Source organism: Nitrobacter sp. (genome assembly GCF_051535235.1).
Classification (GTDB): Bacteria; Pseudomonadota; Alphaproteobacteria; order Rhizobiales; family Xanthobacteraceae; genus Nitrobacter.
Genome location: NZ_JBPPLZ010000003.1, coordinates 129,976 through 155,655 on the forward strand (window position 1 = coordinate 129,976; position 25,680 = coordinate 155,655).

Annotated in this window: 8 protein-coding genes; 2 read left to right on the forward strand and 6 right to left on the reverse strand. The window is 62.8% G+C overall.

All coding sequences use genetic code 11. The annotated features are described in order from the left end of the window. Positions 1-383: 383 nt before the first annotated feature. The gene (locus ACS3WA_RS05330; protein ID WP_438277512.1) at positions 384-668 is read right to left on the reverse strand and encodes a hypothetical protein; all 285 of its coding nucleotides are present in this window, start codon (positions 666-668) and stop codon (positions 384-386) included. A 331-nt stretch (positions 669-999) separates the two neighbouring features. On the opposite strand from ACS3WA_RS05330, the gene ACS3WA_RS05335 reads away from it, so the two are divergent. Continuing rightward, complete coding sequence (locus ACS3WA_RS05335; RefSeq protein ID WP_438277513.1) at positions 1,000-16,581, forward strand: DUF5801 repeats-in-toxin domain-containing protein; 15,582 nt, start codon at positions 1,000-1,002, stop codon at positions 16,579-16,581. Positions 16,582-16,754: 173 nt separating this feature from the next. Here the strand turns inward: ACS3WA_RS05335 and ACS3WA_RS05340 are convergent, their stop codons facing one another. From ACS3WA_RS05340 to ACS3WA_RS05360, 5 genes are all read right to left on the reverse strand, one after another. Continuing rightward, positions 16,755-17,174 carry a hypothetical protein gene (locus ACS3WA_RS05340; RefSeq protein ID WP_438277514.1) on the reverse strand — a complete coding sequence of 140 codons (420 nt, stop codon included), beginning with the start codon at positions 17,172-17,174 and terminating at the stop codon, positions 16,755-16,757. Between the two features lie 190 nt (positions 17,175-17,364). Next, on the reverse strand, positions 17,365-18,453 hold the full coding sequence (locus ACS3WA_RS05345; RefSeq protein WP_438277515.1) for a transglutaminase-like cysteine peptidase: 1,089 nt from the start codon (positions 18,451-18,453) through the stop codon (positions 17,365-17,367). A 250-nt stretch (positions 18,454-18,703) separates the two neighbouring features. Beyond that, entirely contained in the window at positions 18,704-20,038 is a 1,335-nt protein-coding gene (locus ACS3WA_RS05350) for an HlyD family type I secretion periplasmic adaptor subunit (protein ID WP_438277516.1), read from the reverse strand. After that, entirely contained in the window at positions 20,025-22,214 is a 2,190-nt protein-coding gene (locus tag ACS3WA_RS05355) for a type I secretion system permease/ATPase (RefSeq protein ID WP_438277703.1), read from the reverse strand. Before ACS3WA_RS05355 ends, ACS3WA_RS05350 begins: the two co-directional genes overlap by 14 nt. 258 nt (positions 22,215-22,472) lie before the next feature. Then, a complete protein-coding gene (locus ACS3WA_RS05360; protein WP_438277517.1) occupies positions 22,473-24,038 on the reverse strand; it encodes a TolC family outer membrane protein in 1,566 nt (521 codons plus the stop codon). A 466-nt stretch (positions 24,039-24,504) separates the two neighbouring features. On the opposite strand from ACS3WA_RS05360, the gene ACS3WA_RS05365 reads away from it, so the two are divergent. Further along, positions 24,505-25,680: a saccharopine dehydrogenase family protein gene (locus ACS3WA_RS05365; RefSeq protein ID WP_438277518.1), complete on the forward strand. Its 1,176-nt coding sequence runs from the start codon at positions 24,505-24,507 to the stop codon at positions 25,678-25,680.

The following is a 25,680-nucleotide window of genomic DNA, read 5'->3' on the forward strand; positions in this document are numbered from 1 at the left end:
AACCGCAGCAAGACAGGACATCCTGAGCGAATCGTGTCCCCGGGCCTGAACCGGGGACAGGCAGCCGTTCGCGCGAAGGCAGCGCTTCGATCAGATCATCGAGCGGGAGGCTTGCAGAGCCTTTTCCGCTTCTCATGGATCGGAAGCGACGTCCCAATGATTTTGGTTTGATGCGTTGTCTCGACGCGAACGGGAATCTACATCCGGGTCGAGCCCGTGGGCATGCTTCGCTCGAAAACGCTCTATTCGTTTATCGCAAGAGAAGGCTCTGAAACGCGATCGCACCAGCTACGATCGCTCAGATGCGGAGTTGCGGGTCCGTGGTCCCGCAACATCCAATGCGTTGTCGCGACAGATCGCGACCTCCGTCAGGATTTGCGCGTTTACGGCGTTGTGACGGTGCAGGCGACCGAACTGTACTTGCCGAAGTTCAGGATCGCGTTTTCGCGCAACCCGTCGAGCCAGATGTTGCGGCCGGCATAACGATAGCCGACGCCCATCGGAACGAGACGAACGTAAGTTGGGCGATTCGGCCCGGTGTGAAGAGTGGCCGTAACAATATCGCCCGCGAGACTCACGGCGATCGGACACATCGGATATTGCCGACCGTTCTCGCAGCTCAGGACGATGTCCGAACAGCCGCCAAGAACCGCACCGCTGGGCGGCACGATACCGAGATCCGCCGCTCGTGCAGGGATTTGACTTCCGGAAGCGAGAATCCCCGCAATTACCAAGTATTTGAAATTAAAACATTTTTTTATTGACATGCCCAGCCTCGCGTCAGCGCTGCGCAATCATCCAGTATGGGCCTTGAACGGTCAATGTGCCTTCTCACTCAACCGCACGACAGGCTTGTAAGCGTTGTAATTTAACCACACACCGAACTGCCTGGGCATTGCGCGAAAGATTTGTTGACGTGTTTCATTGCGGCAAGATTATGATGGGTAAGATTCAGTTAAATCCATTTGACGGATTTGATTTTTTTTGAGGACAAGCGTCATGAACGGACCGTTCCACGTTGCGCAGGCGGATACTTCTGAAGCCGGCGGCGGCGGTGACAAGCAACATCCGCGGATCGTCAAGGTCACCAAGCCATACGGTGACCAGTCCGTCGTGGTGTCGCTGAGCTACGACGGAAGCGTCAGGGCGGACCTCTCGTCGATTGCGAGCGAAAAGATCACGCTGGTCCATATCGGCGAAAAGCTGATCATCCTGTTCGACAATCATTCGACGGTCACGCTCGAACCGTTCTTCGACAGTACCGGCAAGCCGCTGCATGACGTCACCGTCGAAGTGGCGCCCGGCCGCGATATCACCAGCGCGGAATTCGCGACGCTGTTTCCGGTCACCGACGATCCGTCGGTGCTTCCGGCTGCGGGCAACGGCAGTGGCAGCGGCGCGCAGGCGTCCGGCGCCAACTTCACGTCGGTCGGCATCGATCCGCTCGCTCCGAGCAATCCGATTCCGCTGCTCGGCCAGGAAGAACTGCCCAGCTTCGTTATCAACGATATCCCGACGTCGGGATTCATCAACGACAGACCGAAGGCTCTCTCCAACGATGCGCTGATCTTCGACGAAGACGGTCTGCCCGGCGGCAACAAGGGCGGAATTGGCGACTATGACCAGAGCGGCAACGGTCCGATCTTCGCGACGGGCACGCTCGCCCACGATTACCATCGCGATGCCGACGGCGTGCATGAGTCGACGCTGCTTCTCGGAACGGGAGCGCCGAGCGGGTTTAGCTACAAGCTGTCCGACGACGGCCTGGTCCTGACGGTCAGCCAGATACAGAACGGCAGCAGTGTCGACGTTCTGCGGATCACGCTGACCGACCGTATCAGCGGTCAATACACGCTCCAGCAACTTCACGCGATCGATCATGCTCCGGGCGGCAACGAGAACGACCAGGTCTTCACGTTCCGCTATCGCGTCACCGACAGCAACGGCGACACGGCCGACGGCTCGCTCAAGCTGACCGTCAACGACGACAGTCCGGTCACGGCCAAAAACGAGTCGGTCACCTTCGATGAAGACGCGCTCGGCGGCAATCTCGGCGGCGTGGGCGATTACCACGAGAGCAACAACGGTCCGATCACCGCGACCGGGACGCTTTCGCACAGCTATGGCTCAGACGGTGCGGGCACGTTGTTGCTGACCGCGAACGGCGCGCCGGAAGGATTCCACTACTCGGTCAACTCCTCCGGGACGGTATTGACCGTCAGCCAGATGCAGAATGGCTCGTCGGTGGACGTTATCCAGGTCAGCCTGACCGATCGTTTCTCCGGCAACTACACCGTCAAGCAACTGCACGCGATCCAGCACGAGTCCGGCCACGACGAAAACAATCAGGACTTCACCTTCACCTACGTCGTTACCGATCACGACAGCGACAGCGTCACCGGCACCTTGTCGCTCACCGTCAACGACGACACGCCGATCATCGGCGTCGGGGTGAATCAGAACTCGGAAGGCGGCCGGTGGACCCTGACGCTCGACGAGTCGATCGGCGGTGATCGCGGCGGCAACGGCAACGGAGCGAGCGACGACGTCGGTTCGAACAAGACGCCCGATCCGAGCGGAACCCACCCGATCGGCGAAGTGACGAGCCGGCAGTTCGACCTCGAAGATCTGTTCACGATCTCGAAGAGCGGCGGAGCGGACGGCGAGAAGTCGGTGACCTACGCCTATTCGCTGTCGCTGTCCGGCGCGGGCGAAAACACAGGAGTCGCCACCACGCTTCGCGTGACGGACGGAGCCGGCCATTATCCGAACGACACCATCTATCTCTTCAAGGTCAGCGACACCGAGATCGTGGGCCGGGTCGGCAACGATCCCAATGGAGCCATCGCGCTGCGGATCACCCTGACCGATCCGGGCGACATCGACAACGGCAAGATCGTCATCGACCAGTACATGGCGATCGACCACGGTAGCGACGGCAACGATTTCGATTCGACCCAGTTGCTGAAACTCGTCGGCGAGAATGCCAGCCTCGGCGTCACCCTGACGGGTGTCATCACCGATGGCGATAACGACCAGGCGACGTCGTCAGCGACGGCGGTGCTTGCAGACGACCAGCATTCCCGCATTGCCATCGAGGACGACGGTCCGAGCGTGCGCGTGTCGATCGATCGGCATTTCGAAATCACGATCGACGAAACGCCGGGCAATCAGAACGATGACGTGACGGGTCCGCTGCATGTCTTCGACGGCGTTGCGAATCGGGGTGACGATCCGCACGAGCCGGGCCCGGTTCTGGCTTACGCGCGCAGCGATGGAGCGGCCGCCACGGTTTCCGCCGTGTTCGGCACCGACGGCCCGTGGCACGGGAGCGTTTCCCAGGCCACCTCATACGGGCTCTCGGTCATCAACGGCACCGACTCGGGCCTGGCCACCACAGAGGGGCGCGAAATCTTCCTGTTCAAGGAAGGCGACCTGATCGTCGGCCGCTACGACTCGCCCACCGACGGCAATACGACCGTCAACGGCAACGATCCGGCGGCTTTCGCGATCGCGATCGATCCGAACACCGGCGTCGTGTCGATGGTTCAATATGTCTCGATCAAGCATCCGGAGATTTTCGACAACGACGATCAGGTCACGCTGAACGGCAAGACGGTTTCCGTCGTCGTCACGGTGACGGACGGCGACGGCGATCAGGCGTCGGGCTCGGCGGATATTTCGCGGGCGATCCACTTTGATGACGACGGTCCGAAGATCACGGGCCGCGCGATTTCCGAGACGGTCGACGAGGACGACATCAAAACTCCGTACGCGACGGGCACGAGCCCGAACGACGGCAACGGCGACGGGTCGTACACCGACAGCCCGTCCGACAACGGATCGGGACCCGCGGACGTGTTCGGCACGCTGGCCGGCCACGTCGACTTCGGCGCGGACGGCCCCGGCGCGTATGCCTATCGGTTCATCTCGAACGCGACGTCGACGATGGCGGGTCTCCATCTCACGTCGCATGGCCAGGATTTGCACTACAGCGTCAGCGGCGACATCCTGACGGCCTACACAACGGGCGCCGGCGGCCACACGGTGTTCACGCTGACGGTCGATCACACGACCGGCAACTATGCATTCAAGCTGTACGACTCGCTGGATCACGTGAATGCCAACGGCCAGAACACCACGCTGGAGACGGGTCGGTGGGATCTCGGCCAGATCGACTTCGGTTCGATTCTGAAGGCCACCGACGGCGACGGCGACAGCGTGACGCTGGCGGGCCAGTTCACGATCACGATCCGCGACGACGTTCCGGTCGCGCATGACGTCACGGCCCCGAAGGTTCTGGACGACGAGGCCCAGTCGCTATTCACCCCGACGAACAGCGGCGGAAACGGCGATGTCAGCCCCAACACCAACACGTTCTCGGGAGGCGACGGCAGCCTGTTCGCGCCGGGCGCCGACGGCATCCGGAGCATCGCCTTCACGCCCCCCACAGGGATCGAGGCCATCTACAAGATGGGGAACGGTCTGGCCGGTCAGGAGGGCGTTCACTACACGACCACCACGAGCGGCGACCATACGATCCTGACCGCGATCGGCAATGTCTCCCACAACGTCGTGTTCACGCTCGATGTGGATTCCGATGGCTCCTACACACTCAAGGTAAGCGAGCCGCTGGTTCATCCGACCAGCAGCACGACCGAGGAAAACCTGACGATCAAGGTCGGCTTCACCGTGACGGATAGCGATGGCGATCGCGATTCGGGTTCACTGACGTTCAAGGTCAACGACGATACGCCGACCGTCGACGTCGACCGGGCGCATGACAGACGGGGCGACGACGTCACCCTGGGAACGCTCACGCTCGACGAGTCGATTCATCAGTTGCCGGGCGATACGAACGCTACCTCCGACAACGTCTCCGGCGTCACCGGACCTGCTTACCCGTTCCTGACCGCAGCCGATCCGTCCAAGGCCATCGGTATTGTATCGACCCCGACCTCGGGGCAGGGCACGTCGCTCGCCGGACTGTTTGCCGTCGATGTCGACTTCGGCGCCGATGGTGCGAAAGCCGCCGCGGTCAAGGAATACGCGTTCACGCTGAAAAACGATTATGGTCAGGCGGTTTCGGCCGGCTCCATTCACGGCGTGGAAACCAATCTCGTCGTCACCGCGCTCGCTGGCACGTCGCTTGCCGGTCTGTCGGACAATGCGCGCACGATCTATCTGTTCAAGGAGGCGGACGGATCGATCGTCGGCCGGATCGGCGACAACCCGAACGGCCCCATCGCGTTGCATATCGTGATCACGGATTCGGGCTCCGGACCGAAGATGTCGATCGAGCAGTACCTGCCGGTCGAGCACGGCAATCACAATTCGAGCGACGAATCCGCCTTCCTGACGTTCGATGATCGTGACGCCAGCCTCGGCATCACCCTGACGGTGACTGCGACCGACGGCGACGGCGATGTCGCATCGGACTCGAAAACCGTCACGATCGCCGACTCGCGCAACTCGATCATCGAGATCCAGGACGACGGCCCGAGGATCACGGGCTTCTCGGCTTCGGGAACGGTGATCCAGGACGAAACGCCGGGCGTGACCGGTGCCGATCCGAACGGCTCGAACGACGTCGCGAGCTCCGGCCTGCCGGCAGGCGTTCTGACGCTGTTCGACGGCGTGGCGAACAAGGGCGTCGATACCGACGTCGCCAACGCGCAGAAGGAACACGGGGCGATCGGCTTCGCCACCAGCCAGGGATCGATCGTGCATGTCAGCGCCGATTTCGGCACCGACGGCGCCGCGATCAACAATTCGCAGGTGCTTTCGCTCGCGATCGCCGGCGGAAACGGTGCGGATTCCGGCCTCCAGACGACCGACGGACACCGCATCTACCTGTTCATCGAGAACGGCCTGATCGTCGGCCGCTACGACGGAACGGACCCCGGTTTGGGCGTGACCAACGGCTCGTACGGTTCATCCGTCGACCCGGCAGCATTCGCGGTCGCGCTCGGGCAGGATGGCACGATCAGCATCGCGCAATATGTCTCGCTGAATAATCCGACGCCGGGTTCGAGCGATGCCGCTCACGACGAAGCTGCGAGCGGGCTGAAGAACATCCAGGCGACCGTGACCCTCACCGACGGTGACGGCGACCGCGTTTCGCAAACCATCAATATCAGCGGCAACATCGTTTTCCAGGACGACGGCCCGTCGCTGACCGTCACCGCGCCGGCCGCGATCAACGGTCTCGATTTCGGCACCTTCGCGCTGAACGGCAATGCGTGGGGCACCGGCAGCGGCGTCGCCATCGGCACCAACGGCGGCTGGACGATTTCCGACGCCAATGACGGCCACAGCGCCAACCCGATCGGCAATACCGGCGGCGGCGCCGTGCAGCTCGAGCGTGTCGGCGACGGCTATCAGGGCATGCATTCGTCGACCAACGGCTACATGGTCGATCTCGACGCCTCGCCTCACGACGTCAAGATCAGCCAGGTCGTCAACGGCCTGGTGACCGGCCAGTCCTATGAACTGCGCTTCGAGGCCGGCGCGCCGGTCCCGAATTCGGCGCATCTCGAAGTCTGGTTCGGCGGTGTGAAGATTTACGACCTCGATCCGAACGGTCAGATGACCGCCTACGACATCAAGATCAAAGGCGGCTTCGGCGACGGCAGCAACCTTCTCGAATTCCGCGAGACCGGTGCGCCCGACAATCAGGGCTCCTATCTGGCCAACGTGTCGGTCGGTCTCATCGTCATCGACGAAAGCGCCGGCAATCAGCCGAACACCAACGACGTCGATCCGAACAGTCTGTTCGCCGCCGTCGCGCACAAGGGCGTGGATCCCGACATGACGGCCGGGCCGCAGTTCGCGGCCGGCACGTCCGCCGTGGTCAACGTCGCGGCGAATTTCGGCGCCGACGGTCCGTGGCACGGTTCGGTCACGGAGGCGACCATCTTCTCGCTGTCGACCACGAGCGGCATGGATTCCGGCCTGACGACGACGGCCGGCCAGTCGATCCATCTGTTCAACGAGCCCTACGGCGGCGTCGGCTACGTCGTTGGCCGTTTCGACTCGAATGGCGATCAGTCAATCACGTCGGCTGATGACGCGGCGTTCGCGTTCCGCATCGATCCGACGACCGGCGTGCTTTCGCTCGTCCAGTACGTCTCGCTGCATCAGCCCAACATCCACAGCAACAACGAGGGTGTTTTCCTGAACGCCGGTGCGCTCTCCGTGAGCGTGACCGTCACCGATGGTGATGGGGACACCGCGACCAAGATCGTGGATGTTTCGGCGAACGTCAGCTTCCTGGATGACGGTCCGGATCTCGTCGTGACGGCGATCACCGGGGGCGGGAGCGGAACGGCGCCCGAACCTGGCGGCAGTTGGGTCGTCGTCAACCCTGGCAATATTGACACAGCGGGCACCGACCTAGGCGGCACCGGCCCCGTGCCGCTGCAGCAGGTCGGCGGAATCGTTGTCGACGAGTCCGCCGGTAATCAGCCGATCACCAACGACGTCGATCCCAATAACCTGTTCAATGCCGTCGCGAACAAGGGCACGGACGCCGACATGACGGCTGGCCCGCAGTTCGCCGCCGGCGTTTCCGCCGCGGTCAATGTCGCGGTGAATTTCGGGGCGGACGGTCCCTGGCATGGATCGGTTGCAGAAGCGACCGTCTATACGCTGTCCACGTTCAATGGAGCAGATTCCGGCCTGACGACGACGGCCGGCCAGTCGATCCATCTGCTCAACGAGTCCTACGGCGGCGTCGGCTACGTCGTGGGCCGTTTCGACTCGAATGGCGATCAGTCAATCACGTCGGCTGATGACGCGGCGTTCGCGTTCCGCATCGATCCGACGACCGGCGTACTTTCGCTCGTTCAGTACGTGTCGCTGCATCAGTTCGACACCCTGAGCAACAACGAAAGCGCGTTCCTCAACGCCGGTTCGCTCTCCGTGAGCGTGACCGTCACCGATGGCGATGGCGATACAGCGACCCGAAGCGCGGATATTTCGGCCAACGTCCGCTTCGACGACGACGGACCGCATGCCGACCTGGTTGCGACCTCCACGGCGCTGACGATCGACGAGACCGCAGGGCAGGACGCTTCCACCGACGATGTCGCTGACATCGCGGCTCACGCCGCCTTGTTCAGCAGCATTCCCGGCACGCCGATCGAGATCGCTCAAAGCCAGGCGGCGGTGGTGTCCGCAACGGGCACCATCTATGGCGCCGACGGGCAGGGCGCCGCGCCGGTCTTCGCGCTCAATCTGTCGGGCGGCAACGGTATCGATTCAGGCCTGGATGCCACCGACGGGCGAAGTGTGTTCCTGTACAAGGAAGGCAGTCTCATCGTCGGACGCGAGGGCACCTCGGGCGGCACTGCCGATTCGAACGGCAAGGTTGCATTCGCGATTTCGCTCGACGGTTCGAGCGGCGTGCTGACGGTCGCGGAGTATATCGCGCTCTATCATCACAATCCGGCCGACCCGAACGAGGCCGCGTCGCCGCTGACGCTTGCGGACAATCTGATCCAGGCCTCCGTCACGGTGACGGACGGCGACGGCGATACGTCCGTCGCCTCCGTCGGAATCGGCAACCAGATTCATTTCCTTGACGACGGTCCGTCAGTCGCGCCGGCGCCGCTGAACCAGATCGTCAACGGCCAGTTCGTGGAAGGCGTCTGGAGCGATCCCGTCTGGTGGGGATCGATGTCGACCAGCGTCGACGGCTGGGCGATCGGGCCGTCGCCGACCGGCGGATACACCGTAGACCTCGAGCGTTCGCCGAACGGCTATCTCGGCATGACCACATCGAACGGCGCCGAGATGGTGGACATGGGCAGTTCGCCCGGCAACATCCAGATCACGCAGCAGTTCAGCAGCCTGACCGCCGGTCAGACCTATGCGATCCAGTTCGAGGCCGGTGCGCCGTTCCCGAAGACGGCGGAATTGCAGGTTCTCTGGAACGGTCAGGTCATCGGCACCATTCATCCGAGCGGACCGGGCGCGCTGACGTCCTACAACTACATCGTCACGACGAATGGAACGTCGGATGCGCTGACGTTCCGCGAAATCGGCACCGGCAACGCGAAGATCGATCAGACGTGGGACGGCCACGATCTGATGACCGAAGATTATCACGGCACCTATCTGGCCAACGTCGGGCTGGTCGCGACCTATGTCGTCGATGAAGACGGCCTGGCCGCCGGCAATCATGACCTTCCGGTTCCATCAGAAGGCGATGCGCTCGGAACGGCGACGTCGGTCATCGGCGACCTCCACATCAACTGGGGCGCCGACAATTACGACTCCTCGACGGCCGATACCTCCGATGCGAACCGCTTCTATCAGGATGGCGGCACGCTGATCGGCCGCAGCGTCACCTTCACCAGCGCCGACATCGGCGTCAGCGGCGGCCTCAGCCCCACGTCCCTGACGTCGCATGGCGATTCCGTTGTCGTCACCCTGGACGATGCCGGAACGCATCTCGTCGGCACCGCGATCCATGACGGCGTCTCGCGCGTCGTCTTCGAAGTATCGTTGTCCGACGACGGAACGGGCGCGTTCAAATTCACGCTGCACGACGCGCTCGATCACGCGCCGAACGGTTCCGAGAACGATATCAACATCACCTTCCATTTCACCGCGACGGATTCCGACGGCGACACCGCCACCGGTACTTTCATGGTCGGCGTCGACGACGACATGCCGGTGGCACTCGGCGGCAACATCGATGCCGGCACCGTCTATGAAGACGGCCTGTCGGACGGCAATCCGGAAGCCGGACACACCGCGACGTCGGTGACCATCCATGCCGCCGATCTGGCTCATCTCGTCAATTTCGGCGCCGACGGTCCGGGCGGAATCGGCTTCAATCAGGCGGCCAACGGAACGCTGTCCGGCCTGACTTCCGACGGATCGGCGATCAGCTATAAAATCGTCGGCGATACGCTGAGCGGCGTGACCGCCGATAACCGGACCATCTTCACGCTGGTCGACGACGGTGCGGGCAATTTCGTCTTCACGCTGCTCGACAACGTCGATCACCCGGCGAACGGCGACAGCGGGACGCTGACGTTCAATCTGGCGTCGCTGTTCGCCGCGACCGATGCCGACGGCGACAGCGTCGTGCTGACCGGCGGTGTCAACGTCACCATCGAAAACGACGTGCCGTTAGTGGCCACGCAGGCCAATCTCATCGTCAACGGCAGCTTCGAGGACGGCCACGGCCTTTCCGGCGGCCAGTGGTCGATCTATCACACGCTGGACGGCGGTTGGACCACAGGCGCGGACGGCGTGCCTTTCGAGGTGCAGGTCGGCGGCCCCGGCGGCGTACCGGCGCAGGACGGCAGCGCCCTGGTCGAACTCGATTCAGATTTCACAGGCGGGAGTCTGTCCGGAGACAACCACGTCAACACGACTGGCCACACCAACTCCACCATCCAGCAGGCCATTGCTGGCACCGAAGCCGGACAGACCTACGAAGTGACCTTCTGGTACGCGCCGCGCCCGAACGAGGGCGACGCCGACAGCGGCAGCATGGACGTGCTGTGGAACGGTCAGGTCGTGAAGACGATCGATTCCGCTCGCATGACGCCCGGAGTCTGGCAGCAGATCACGGTCTTCGTCGAAGGCACCGGCCCTGGTAACACGCTTGGTTTCCATGCGACCGGCCAGGAGAATTCGCTCGGCGCGCTGATCGACAACGTCAGCCTGGTCGCGGCCGTGGTGGTGGACGAGGACGGCCTGGCCGGGCCGAATGCGTTCGGCAATCACGATAGCCACCAGCCGGGCGACATCGATGTTCCCAATGCCGATCACGACGGCAACGAGGCGACCGCGACCGGCCTGCTCAACATCAAGTGGGGTGCAGACAGCGCCGACCACGGCGCCGATAGCACGACAGGAACATACGGCACGCTGGCTCAGGACCATCCTGGCGGCAACGGCAATCGCAGTGTCACTTTCGACAGCAGTCCGCTGGCCGGGTTCGGTGGAACGCTGACATCGGGTCATCTGACCTCGCATGGCGAGGAGATCCAGCTCTCGTTCAACGCTGATCGCACCGTGCTGTACGGCACGGCGGGAGCCGCGGGCGTGGATGCGCGCACCGTGTTCGAGGTGTCGCTGTCCGACGATGGATCGGGTTCGTTCCGCTTCGTTTTGCTGGATCAACTCGATCACGCCGCCGGCCAGAACGAAAACAACATCGCGCTGTCGTTCAACTATGTCGCGACGGATTCCGACGGCGACCACGCATCGGGCACCTTCACGGTCGTGGTCAATGACGACGTTCCGGTTGCGCATGCCGATACGGGTTCGGTGACGGAAGGCGGGGAGCTTGTGGTCGCGGCCGCCAACGGCGTGCTGTACAACGATGCGTTCGGCGCGGACGGCAAGGATGCCGGCGGCGGGGTCGTCGGCATCGAAGCTGGCGCGACCGCTGGCGGGACGAATGCGCAGGTCGGCTCCGGGGTGCATGGCGCTCACGGCACGCTGACGCTGGGTGCGGATGGCCATTACAGCTATCAACTCGATAGCGGCGTTGCGGAGTCGCTGGCGAAAGGCCAGACGCTGACGGATGTGTTCACCTACACGATGAGCGACGGCGACGGCGACACCTCGTCGGCGACGCTGACGCTGACGATCACCGGCACCAACCACACGCCGGAGATCACGGTGACGCCGACCGATCCCGTAGGCGGCTACAACCTGGTGGATGAGGCCGGGCTTCCGACCGGATCGAACGCGGCCGCACTTAGCGAGTACGCGCACGGCACCATCCACTTGACGGATGCGGATGGCTCGCTCGATATCAAGACGCTGACGGTGAGCCTTGGCGGATCGTCCCAGCAGGTGACCATCAACGACATCACCGGTCCTGGCACTCAAACGTTCGACTTCACCAGCGGCGACGCGCACGGCACGCTGGTCATCAGCGACTACGATGCCGGCACCGGGGCCGCGAACTACACCTATACGCTGACGAAGCCGGTTCACGACACGGTGCCGAACAACGACGCGGATGTGGTCAGCCCCGGCGACACCTTCAAGCTGACGGTGACGGACGCCGACGGCGCGACGGGCACTGCGAACCTCGTCATCGACATCAGGGACGACGTTCCGACGGCGCGCGGCGACACCGACTCGGTCGGGACCGGGACGACGACGGACGGCAATGTCATTACCGGGGCCGACACGACGAGCGGTGCCCTGGGCAAGGACACGTTGGGCGCGGACGGCGCGCATGTGTCTTCGGCCTATGGCAAGGATGGCGCGGGCTCGGCGAAGCCTGTCGGCACCGATACGGTGATCGACGGCGCGTACGGCCAGTTGAAGATCTCGTCGGACGGACACTACACTTACACCCGCACGTCGGGTTCAATGGGCGGCGTCGATGACGTCTTCAACTACACGCTGACGGATGGCGACGGCGACACATCGCCGGCGACGCTGACGATCAAGATCGGCGATTCGACGCCGACGATCGGGAGCAACACGCCGGATGCGGGGGGCGATACGGCGCGGGTCTTTGAGGCGGGCCTTGCGTCCACAACGGCTGACAGGATCAACGAACCCGCGGGCTCGCATGTTGGCGAGTCGGCCTATCCGACGACGGCGGGCGGGACGATTGCGTTCACGTCGGTGGACGGGGTCGCAGGGGTCAAGCTGAACACCACGTCGCTGTCGTCCGACTCGAGCCACCCGACAGTGATTCATGACGGGATGACCGGCGATCTGAGCGCGTGGTATTCGTACAACCCCACGACCGGGACCGGGGCAATCCACTACAGCTACACCCTTCTGGACAACACCCTGGTCGATCCCTCGCCGCGGATCTTCAGCGTGGCGGTGACGGATGCTGACGGCGACGCCGCGCCTGCGGGCTCGCTGACGGTCACCATCGTCGACGACGTGCCGCATGCGGTTGCGGATGCCGCGCTGACGGTCCTGGAAACGGCAGGAGCGACAGCGGGCGTCAATCTTCTGGCGAACGATGCACGGGGCGCCGACGGCGCCACGGTTGCGGGCGTGAACTTCAACGACGGTGGCGGCCTTCATGCGATCGCCGCGAGCGGCGTTACGACGCTGCCGACCGCCAACGGCACCTACACGTTCCAGGCGGACGGCACGTGGACGTTCGATCCGCTGGTCAACCCGGCCAATTCGAACACCACGGGTAACTTTACCTATGTGATCACGGACGGTGACGGCGATACGTCGTCTGCCCTGCAAACCGTCAACATCACCAACGCGAACAGCACGCCCACGGCCGGAAGTCAGTCGATCACGGTCGACGAGGATGGTCTTGCGGGCGGGATCGCCGCCACGCAGCCGGGAGATGTAACCGGGGCTGCAACGACCGTGTCCGGAACGTTGATCCATAACTACAGCGGGGATGGAGCGGCAGCTTCGAATGCCATCAGCTTCACCTCGACGGGAGCGGTGCTCGACAGTCTCGGTCATGCCGTGAAGTCCGGCGGCGTGGCGTTGAGTTACTTCTACAACGCGTCAACTCATACGCTCTATGGCACGACGAATCCGGCCGACGCGACGACTGCGGCTGCGAACGCGGCGTTCAAGGTCGTATTGACCGGGTCGGATCTGACGACGGGCAACTACACCTATACCGAACTCAAGCCGCTCGATCACCCGGGTCACGATGCCGATGGGAAGAACGACGGTCCTGAAACCTCTTACGAGGACAACCTGACGATCAATATCGGTTATCAGGTGAAGGACTCGAACGGCGACACGGCGGGCGGCACGCTGTCGGTCATCGTCAACGACGACTCGCCTTTGGCGACGTCGCAGACCAAGACTGTCGACGAAAACGCGACCGTCAACACCAACCTGCTCTTGATCCTCGATACGTCCGGCAGCATGGGCTCTGGATACCCTTCCGGCGTGACCAATGCGATAAAGCTGGATGTCCTCAAGGCGGCCGTGAACGAGCTGTTCGAGCAATACGGCAATGAGGGCAATGTTGCCGTACGAATAGTCTCCTTCTCAGACAACGGCGTCACTCAGGGCAACACGTGGCTATCCCTGGCGGACGCCAAGATCATCGTTAAGAATCTGGTCGCGGACGGCAGCACGAATTATGCCGACGCGATCAACGATGCGATGACGGCCTTTGGCTCGGCCGGCAAACTTGCCACCGGGACGGTTCAGAATGTCGCCTATTTCATCTCCGATGGCGCGCCGAATAGCGGCAGCGGTGTCAACTCCTCACTTGAGAATGACTGGACTGACTTCCTCAAGGACCACGACGTCACCGCCTATGCTCTCGGCATCGGTGCGAGCGTGTCGACCGGTCCGCTGGATCCGATCGCCTATGACGGAGTGACCGAAACGAACACCTCCGCCCAGGTCGTCACCGATCTCAATCAGCTTGCGCAGACGCTCGTCGGGATCGCGACCGACGCGACAGGAAACCTGGTGACGGGCGGTTCGCCTGCCGGCGGCTTCGGCGCCGATGGGGGGCACCTCCAGTCGATCACGGTGGGAGGCGAAACCTATACCTACAACCCCGCGGGGTCCGGATCGATCTCCGGTGGCACGCATGGATCGTTCAATGCGACGACCCATACGTTGACGGTGACGCTGGCCGACGGGGGCAAGCTCAGCGTGAACATGGAGAGCGGCGCCTATACCTATTCGCCGCCGGCGGTCATCAACAGCAACTTCGATGTCCCTGTCGGGTTCGTTCTTGTCGACAATGATGGAGACACGGCGGGCAACACGTTGACCATCCACGTCAATAACGCCGATCGCGCTCCGATCGTTCGGGACGATCACGTGATCACCAACTTGTACGGCTCTGGCGCGTCGATTTCCATCCCGGATTATGCATTGCTGTTCAATGACAAGGATGCCGACGGACAGACCATCACGATCAGCGGGGTCAGCGGCGCGCTCAGCGGAACGGTTGCTCAAGGCACCGGGGTTGTTACGTTCACCGATGGAGGCTTTAGCTCCAACGGTGGTTCGTTCATCTATACCGGAACAGCAGGCGGAAAGGCCGATACCGGGACAGTTACGGTGGATCGCGCACAAGCCGGTAATTCCACTCTCAATGGAACCGGGCTCGACGATATTTTGCTGGCACGCAACTCCGCTACAACATTGATGGGCTACGAGGGGAACGACGTTCTCATCGGCGGCACCAAATCTGACACGTTGAATGGCGGCAAGGAAGCCGATCTGCTTGTCGGCGGCGGTGGTACCGATACCTTCATCTTTGCCGCGGGCGACAGCGTTCTGACCATCGGAGGGGCCGGGACATCCGGAACGATCTCCGGCTACGATACTATCCGCGATTTCGCGCCTGGTGCTGCAGGTACTGGCGAAAGGATCTCCTATTCCGGCATCTCCGTGGCCGGCAACACGACGGCGAACGGGACGGACTCTACTCTGTTGCTGCATACCAACGCGGCGGTCGCGTCTCATCACATCGCCGGCGGTGTCATCACCTTCGATGACGTGAATAGTTTTGCTTCGGCGGTCCAGTTGACGTCGATGTCGGACGTTGCCGCGGTTACCCAGTATCTGCAGGGCGTCGATCTCGGCGGGAATGGTCGAACCCTCGCCTTCGAGGCGACGCTCGGCAGCGTGACCCATACCTTCGTCTTCATTCAGGGAAGCAGCGACGCCAACGATGTTCTGATCGATCTCAACAAGGTCGATGCGAGCAGCATCTCGGTTTCGGGTGGCCAGCTCTACGTGCTCGGGACCGTCGATTCCGACCCGATCGTGCTCGATCTGGATCACAACGGCTTCAGCTTCACCCCGCTCGCCGACGGCGTTCAGTTTGACATCAATCACGACGGGGCCAAGGACCAGGTCGCCTGGACCAAGGGCCATGACGGGTTGCTGGCGCTCGACGTCAACGGCAACGGCAAGATCGACAACGGCAGCGAACTGTTCACGCCGGATTTCGCAGGTGGACATTTCGCCGATGGTCTTGCGGCGCTGGCCAGCCTTGACAGCAATCATGACGGCATTATCGACGCAGCCGATCATGACTTCGCCAAGCTGCTGGTCTGGCAGGACGTCAACCATAATGGCGTCAGCGATGCGGGCGAACTGAAGGGACTAGCCGATCTCGGCATCCTCAGCATCGATCTTGCGACCACGCCGGGAACGCCGATCGACGGCCAGTCGGTACCCGCGCTCGGCACGTTCAACTACGCGGACGGCTCGAAGGGTTCGTACGCCGAAGTGGAGTTCGACACGTCGTTTGGCGAGGCGTCGGACGACCATCACGGACACACGCAAACCGGAACCGATGGCGTTGCCGACACCTTCGCGCTCGCCACCACCGAGACCGCGGACACCATCCTCCACTACAATTTTGCCGAGGGTGACAAGCTCGACCTGTCCGCGCTGCTCGATACCAACTTCGGGCCGTCAAGCAGCCCGTCGGATTTCGTCAAGCTGACGCAGCAGGGGACCGATGTTCACGTCCAGGTCGATACCAATGGTCCGGCCGGCGGCGCGCACTTCGTCGATGTCGCGGTGCTGTCGAACTATTCGATGAGCAATGCTGATATCGTGAACGCGGTGTTCGCGGGTCAGGAGCATCAGCTTCACGTCACGACGACCTGATCGGATCGTCCGAATGCGAAAAACCCGCCGGATGGTCTCCGGCGGTTTTTTTTAAATTCCCGCCTCATGCCGGGCATTCACGTCTTTCGAATTTTTCGAAGAAAGACATCAAGCCGCTCCCGCCAAAACGAAAATCGCATGGCGCGCGCAGGACAGATCAATCCAATGCGGCTCTAAATCTTCTGCCCGCCCTTGCCGCTGCCGACCGTGATGCTGATGCGCTGGATTTCGGTGCGGCCCGCCGGATACTTGACCTCGATGGTCGCGCTGTCGATGCCGGCGAAATCGGGTTTCGATTTGTAGAAGGCGACGAAGCCGGGTACCTCGAGCGCGAGACACTGCTTGTAGTTGGTGGCCGTCACGTTGCCGCGCTTGATCGTCAACGTGCCGTTGGCGGGCGGAGCGAGCAGCCGGATGGCGGGCAGGGGACCGCTCGTGCAGTCCGGCTTCACGTTGAGATAGAGGCCGACCCGGATGTTGGCGGCGGCGGGACCTTTGGCCGTCCGTTCGACGGTCGTTGTCTGAGCCGATGCCGAGGTCATCAGCGCGAGAGCGAGTGCGGAACTCGTGCCGAATATCGCCAGCGAGATCATGCCGTCTGGAGTGACGCGAGGTTTCGATATCAAGGGACGCACACCATGCAAGCCGGGTTCTTCGCGGGCGGATCACCGCCGCACGATAAGGTGACAGACTGGATAGCATGAAAGCGTCTGCCGTGCAGCCGGGGATGGCACCCCTTCATCGGAACGAACCCGGCCGGACAAGCCGCCGGCCCCGTGATGATCAGAGTTGAAGCGTGAGCCCGGCGCCGGCGCTCCCCGAAACGCCCGTCGTCTCCGGTCTGTCGAAATCTGTCATCCGGAAAGCCGCGAGCGGCGCGGCCGAATTGCCCGCCTTGGAGGTGTCGGCGCCATCCGCCGCTGGCTGCACCGCATTCGCGTTGCGATCGTGCTGGGTCAGGTAGGGCGAGGCAAACAGGCTGATGCCGTTCGCGTTGAGCGCATACATCGGCGTCAGGTAGCCTGCCTCGCCGTCGGTTGCGAGCGCCGAACGGCGATTGTCGAGTATGACCCAGCTATCGCGATCCCTCACCGCGAGCACGGCATGATCCTCGCGGACCGAACGGTCGCGCACCAGCAAAATGCGAAGGTCCTGTTCGGCTGTGCCTGTCTCCCGGAGCAGCGCATATTTGGCGATCGCATAGTCCTCGCAGTCGCCGCGGCCGCTGCGAAGCGAGGCGAGGGGAGCGGACCAGACGTCCAGCACGCTGTATTGCGCGAGGTCGCTGGTGTAGAGGATCGCGCGATTGACGAGCCGGTTCACCGTTTCCAGACGCGCGCGGCCGTCATGCGTCTTCGCTTCTGCGATCAGCGCCACGAAGCGGGTGGCGGCAGGCGTGCAGGCGGCCGGATCGCTCCGGCAGGCTGCGACTGCGCGCATCTCGGTATCGAACTCGCCTTTCAGGGCGCGCCATTTGCGCCACAGCACGCCCTCCGGCGCTCTGAACGTAAACAGCCCGAACGGTTCGGCCGACACCGTGCTCGCCGACACCGTGCCGGCGTTCGCCGCGGGGGCATCCGAGACGACGGTTTCGCCGGAGGTCGAAGCGACGCGAACGGTCTGCTCGGGCGGAGCCTTGCCGTCCAGCTTCGCCAGAACGCCGTTGATCGAGAAGAAGCGCGCGCCGCTGGTTCGCGAGGTCGGCGCAGGCTTGGGCGGCTCCAGCATCGAAGGTGTAATCAGGTCATCGAAGATGTGGGTCTTGAGCCTGTCTTTCCTGGCAGCGAGGCTTTCCTGCGTCGTGCCGGCCAGAATCGTGAGGCTGAAAAATGCGCCCGCGACGACAACGCGGCACGTGAGTCCGAACAACATACGACGCCCCGATTTTCCGGGATCGTCGGTCGGCTGAAGCCGATCCTCGTCCCGTGTTTGGGACGATCAATAGTTGCGCGCCGCTAGAACGCCGTTAAAGCCTCGTTGTTTTCCCGTATATATCGGGCAACGAGGCCAACAGGACGATGCCGAAGCACGTAAGATTTAATAGAAGAATTGCGTAAGATTTGAATCAAAGTGGAAGCGACAACGCGCGGGCCCTTGCAAGAGTGCCCTCCTGCGCGATCTCTCAACGTTCGCGCAGCGCCTCGTCGCGAAGCAGCCGGGCAGGCCGGATCAGATAATCGAGAACCGATTTGTGTCCCGTCATCACCTCGACGGTCGCGACCATGCCGGGAATGATCGGCAGCGGCGTCTTGCTGGTGCCGAGATGGTTCTTCTCGGTCCGGACGATGACACGATAGAACGTTTCCTTTTCGCCGTTGCGGCCCGGCTTGTCGTCGGTGATCGCGTCGGCGCTGACACGCTCTACCTTTCCGTTCAGCGATCCGTAGACTGAGGAGTCGTAAGCCGAAATCTTCACGATCGCATCCTGGCCGGCTCTGATGAAGGCGATGTCCTGCGGCCGGATCTGGCCCTCGACCAGCAGGTTGTCGTCCAGCGGAACGATGTCCATCAGATTGCCGCCGGGCTGAATGACGGCTCCGATGGTCGTCACGTTGATCTTGTTGACGATGCCGTGCACCGGAGATTTCATCTCGGCGCGGAAGACGCGGTCCTTCGCCGACTTGATGTTCTCCTCCAGCACCGCGAGATCGCCGCGGGATTTTGCGAGGTCTTCGTCGGCCTGCGCCCGCAACGTGGTTTTCGCGCTCTGCAGGCGCGATTCAGCCTCCTGGATTCCGGCCTCTGCTTTCGCCATCGATGCCTTGGCGACTTCCAGTTGCCCCTGCATCTCGGTGGCTTGCCGCTGGATCCGCAGCAATTCAATCTCGGGAACGACTTTCTGGTTATAGAGCTTCTGCGTCAGGTCGAGCTCGCGCTGCAAAAGCTTCATCGTATTGGTCAGTTTTTCGGCCGTCGCCTTGTACTCTCCGAGCTCGCTGCGGCGCTGCGTCGACTGCTGGACGATCACATCGATGTCCTGCGCGAGCTTGCGGGCGCGGGCCTGAAACAGGCTTTGCTCCGCCGCCACCGCGGCGGGCGCGACCTTCACCAGTTCTTCGGGAAATTCCAGCGTGCTCTTGCCGGCCGACTCGGCCTCCAGCCGCGCCACGCGCGCGGCGGTGGCGTATCGGCGTTCGCGAATCTCGCCGAGCTCGGATGCGAATTTGATGTCCTCGATGCGCATCACGGTCTGGCCCTTGGAGACGATATCGCCTTCCTTCACCAGAATGGCGCCGACGATGCCGCCTTCGAGCGATTGCAGCACCTGCATCTGCTGAGTGGGGATCACGCGGCCGTTGCCGCGCTTCACCTCATCGAGGATCGCGAAATTGGCCCATATCAACGCGACCACGATCAAAGCCAGCGTCGAGAACAGGATCATGCTCGATGTTCGCGGCGTGCGCAGCTCGACTGCCGCGCGCACGTCATTGGCGAATGCAAAATCAGACTGCTGCATTGGACTTCATCGCCGGAGGTTCGAACTTGACCGGTTCGGTCTTGCGCTTGGCGGTCGCCTGCAGGGTCGCAAGGATCGCTTCGCGCGGGCCATCCGCGACCAGCTTGCCCCGATCGAACACCAGAATGCGATTGACCAGCGAGAGCAGGGACGGGCGGTGCGTCGAGACGATGATCGTCATGTCGGTCTTCGCGAGCGTCTTCAGCCGCTCGAGGAATTCGGCCTCGCTGCGCACGTCGAAGTGCGCGGTCGGCTCGTCCATGAAGATGATCTTCGGATTGCGGATCATGGCACGCGCCAGACCGATCGCCTGTTTCTGTCCGCCGGACAGGCTGCGTCCGCCTTCGGAGATCGGCATGTCGTAGCCGAGCGGATGTCCGGCAATGAACTGTTCGACGCCGGCGAGCCTGGCGGCGTTCACGACTTCCTCGTCCGTCGCCGACGGCTTGCCGAGCGTGATGTTGTCGCGCAGCTTGCCGAAAAACAGGTCGGTATCCTGCATGACAAAACCGATGCCGGTGCGCAGGTCGGCCGGATCGTATTGCCGGGAGTCGATGCCGTCGATCGAGACGCTTCCTTCCCGCGGCTCGTAGAAACCGGCAAGCAGGCGGCCGACCGTGGTCTTGCCTGACCCCACGCGACCGATGATCGCGACCCGCTCGCCGGGCGCGATCTTGAAAGATATTTTCTCCAGCGCACTCTCGTTGGTGCCCGGATAGGAGAAGCTGACATTGTCGAAGACGACGGCACCCTGCGCGATCTTTCGCTCGACGAACGTGCGCCCTGGCGGCCGCTCGCGTTCGAGCTGCATGAGCTTGTCGATCGCCTTGAGCGAGATGACGGTCTGCGTGGCGCGCGTAATCAGGGAGGCAAGGCTGGATATCGGCGCCAGCACGCGGCCCGCCAGCATGTTCGCGCCGATCAGCGCGCCCATCGAAATCTGACCGTCGAGGACCAGGAAAACGCCAACGACGATCAGCAGCATGCTGGTGATCTGTTGGGCGGAGCTTGAAACCGTCAGTGCAATGGACGACCAGAGATGGACTTCCTCTCCGGATCTCGCGGTCGCCGCGACCGAGCGTTCCCACGCGGTCTGCATTCGCGATTCCGCGCCGGTCGCGCGAACCGTCTCGATACCCGACAGGGATTCGATCAGGACGCCGTGCCGGGCGGCCGATTCAGCCTGAAGGCGGTTGATCGCGCGGTCGAGCGGGCGCTGCAGGATGATGCCGGCGACCAGAACGATCGGCAGCATCGCCAGGGGAATCCAGGCAAGCGGCCCTGCGATCATGAAGAGGACGCCGATGAAGATGATCGCGAACACGAGATCGGTTGCGGCAACGACCGTTCCCGATGTGAAGAAATCCCTGACCGATTCGAAATCGCGCATCTGATTGGCGAGAATGCCGACAGAGGTTGGCCGGTTCGCCATCTTGAGCGCGAGAACGTGCTCGAAGATATCGGATGCCAGGACGACATCTATTTTCTTGCCGGTGATGTCGATGATCCGCGCGCGAACGATTCGAATGATGAAATCGAAAACGATCGCCAGGCCGAGACCTACCGCGAGAGCTATCAGCGATGGGACCGCGCCATTCGGAATGACGCGGTCATAGACGTTCATCGTGAACAGCGGAGCGGCGAGGGCGAGCATGTTGACGAGAAAAGCCGCCAGAGCGACATGCCAGTAGTTCGAACCGAACTTGCGGACCACGCTCCAGAACCAATGCGTCCGCGGAGCGTCGCCCGCGGCGATGGCGCGGGCGTCCGCCGCGCCGGCCGGTTTGACCAGGAACGTGAAGCCGGAATAGCTCGCGGCGAGATCGGCGACGTCGTAGACCTCGCGCGCTTCCGGCCGTGCGGTATCGACGACGGTTGCGGTTCGGTCCTGACCACTGATGCCGACCAGGATGAGGGGCGGCCTGTTCTTCATGATCAGGAGCGCGGGAAGCACCAGCGCCGGGATCTCGGCGACGGGACGCTGGACCGGCTCGATCTCGAGACCGGCGCGCAGACCCGCTCGTTCGACGAGCGTCGCGGTCAGCTTTCCGTCGACGGTGGGGAGCCCGGCGATCAGCGCCTGACGGCTGATCGCACGACCATGATGTGCGGCGAGGTAGAGCAGGGCGTCGGCTAGATAATCCCGCTGATTGTCCGCACTCTCGGACTTATCCAGCTCGGGCGGCTGGCGGTTGACTGACGCGCTGGGGTTCACGGATCGCTTTCCTGGCCTGGCTCGATGCCGGCCCATCATAAGCGCGATCAGGTCCGGAAATCGGAAAACATCAAAATAATACTAATTCGTACCGACGAACGAAATAAAACATACATACACTGACGCAGCATCGCCGCGCCAGCATATGCATGAAAGATCGTCAGTCGTCTCGTCGTTCAATTAACCTTGGCCGGTCTGCGCCGCCCCGGTCACGGTGGTCTAATGAGGCAGTGTACGCCAGTTGGCCGCGGCCTCGACCAGTTCCGCAGCCGGATTGACCGCGCTCCAGCGCTCGGAGAAGCCGGCGGCGTCAAGCGCGCCATGCTTTCCGCCGTCGTTTGTCGACGCGTAATTCAGCGGCGTGACCGGCTGCCCGATCTCGGCCTTGAGGGGGGCCGGGCCTGATTCCGGCGCATGCAGCAGAACAGGTGGAAGTTTGGTCGGGAACAGGCCGAACGGCTTGATCGGCAGCGGCGCGGCGTCGGCCGGCGGGGGTGCCTTGATGTATTCGATCAGTTCCCCCATCGCGGCGAGGAGCTGATAGTCGGCGAACACCGCGACACCCTGGGTGGAGACCAGCGACACGAGTCCGTTGAAGAGCTGGTTCTGGGCGTTCAGAAGATCGACCAGCGAACGCTGCCCCAACTCGTACTCCTTCTGATAGGAGACGATGACTTTGCGATCCGAGGCGATCTGCCGGCTCAGGGCCGAGATGCGATCGGCGGTCAGCGTTCGGGCAGCCCAGGCTTTATCGATCGATTCCACGGCATCGCGCTGCAGGCGTGCGTGCCGCATCGTGCCTTCGATGTAGCGCTCCGCCATTTCCTTTCGCCGCCAGGTGTCCTGGCCGCCACGGAAGATATCCCAGCTCACGACCACCTTGCCGCTGACGTCGTCACGGCGTCCGACATAGCTGTCCGAATCGATACCCTGCGACGCACGTCCTTCGAGATAAACGTTCGGCACGAACGCGCCTGCGGTGCTGTCGAAGGCATATTTCGCCGCGCGCGCGTCGGAGTCGGCGGCCTTGATGGTCGGGTTGAACTGCAACGCCCGGGCGAGCGAGTCGTCTTTCGATCGCGGCATCCCGCCGAGTCGTCCCGGCGTCCGCAGATTGACCGGCTCCAGGCCGACGGCCCGCCGATACTTGGCGCGAGCTTCATCCAGACTCTGGCGGAAACCGGCAAGGGTCGCCTCGGCTGCCTCGACCCGCTCGCGGGTCTGTTCAAGGTCTCCTTCTCCCGCGCGGCCGCCGTCAAAGCGGGCCTGAACGTTGGCGAAAAGATTCCGGTGAACCCTGAGGTTATCTTCGGCTATCGTTATGAGACGCAAATAGCGCGTCACGTCGACATAGGCTTCGGCCGCATCGAGAGCCAGCAACTCGGTTCGTTCGTGGACGCGCGCAGCAGCGGCGTTTACACGCGCCGTCTGACGCCAGATCTCGTTGATCGAGGTGAAACCGTCGAACACCAATTGCCGGACGACGACCGATGCGGCGCGCCCGTTCATCCAGTCTCCGTTACCCAGCGGAGCCGGAACGACGTTCTGGTTGAACCGCTCAGGACCCCAGCGTCCCTCGACACGCACCTGCGGCAGCAGGGTGCTCTGTTGTTGGCGAAGTTCCGATTCAGTCGCCCGCCGGTTCGCGGCCGCTTCTCCCACGCCGGGATTCGTTGCCACCGCCTGTTTCAACGCATCGTTGATCGAAAAACCGCCTTGGGAATGGGCCGAAACCGGCAGAACCACCAAGCCGATCACAATTGGTGCAATAATCTGAATTCGCATTCGCAAATACTCAAAGTCTCGCGTGGGCATTGAGCGTTCTTGAATAACAGAAGGAGTTCCCTCAGGCTGGAGATTCCAGCGCCAATTGAGGCCGCCGCGCCCCATTTGAGGCACTTTGCGGGCAGGTGTGGCACAAAAACCTCATAAATAAGGCGCGGCAGAGGTACCGGGATAATCCCCTGTGCATATCTTGCCCCTGCCGCTCCGGGCGTCGGAATCGGCTGCGGCCGGAAGCCGCCGCGGCAGACAGGACTCCGATCGGCGGCCGTTGTGCACTGCGGTAATAATCACGGGGGCCCGGGGAAGCGACGCGGATAAACCAAGACCTGCGCCTGCAGGCTGGGCATTTCAGAGGGGAAATCAGAAGCGGGTTCTATGATTTTGATTTGACGCGTTTTCCTCACGCAAACCGGTATCGGCTTCGCCCGAAAACGCTATAAGGCGGGTCTCTTTTGGGGAATCGGTCATGGCGTCGGCGGAATTCGATATCGTTGTCTATGGTGCAAGCGGATTCACCGGCCGGCTGGTCGCGGAATATCTTGCCACGGAGTATCGCGGCAGCGATCTGAGGTGGGCGATCGCGGGCCGCAGCCTCGACAAGCTCGCGTCGGTGCGCGACGCCATCGGCGCGCCGCGCGACCTGCCGCTGATCGCCGCGGATGCCGGCGATCCCGCCTCGATTAAGGCGATGGTCGGCCGCACGGCGTCGGTGGTGAGCACGGTCGGACCTTATCAGCTCTACGGCTCCGGTCTGGTGGCCGCCTGCGCGGCCGGCGGCACCGATTATCTCGACCTCTGTGGCGAGCCGATCTGGATGCGGCAGATGATCGACGCCCATGAGGCGCAGGCGCGCAGGAGCGGCGCGCGGATCGTGTTCTCCTGCGGCTACGACTCGCTGCCGTTCGAACTCGGCGTGTTCTTTCTTCAGCAGGCCGCGAAACAGCGGCTCGGGTCGAGCGTCGCGCGGGTCAAGGGCCGCGTGCGCAAGATGAAGGGCACGTTTTCCGGCGGCACCGCTGCGAGCATGAGGGCGATCTTCGCCGCCGCGGCCAACGATCCCGATCTGTTGCCGAAACTGCGCGATCCCTTCGTGCTGACGCCGGGATTCGAAGGGCCGAAGCAACCACCCGGCAACAAGCCGCTGTTCGACGAGGACATCGGAATGTGGGTGGCGCCGTTCGTGATGGCGAACATCAACACCCGCAATGTCCACCGCTCCAACTTTCTGCTCGACTTCCCCTATGGCCGGGATTTCGTCTACGACGAGATGATGGTCGCGGGTCCGAAGGACAGCGGCGAGGCGACCGCGAAAGCCATCATCGCCGCCAACAACAAGCTCGGCGCGCAGGGTGGTCCGAAGCCGGGCGAGGGACCGTCAAAGGAGGAACGCGACAGCGGATATTACGATCTTCTCTTCGTCGGCCTCGCGCCAGACGGGCGGCAGGTGAAAGCCGCGGTGACCGGCGACCGCGATCCGGGTTACGGATCGACCTCGAAGATGATCGCCGAATGCGCGATCTGCCTGCGGCGCGACACCCCGGACGTGGCCGGCGGCTTCTGGACGCCGGGCGCCGCGATGAAGGACGCGCTGCTCAAACGGCTCGTCGACCATGCCGGCATGACGTTCACGATCGAGCCGTAA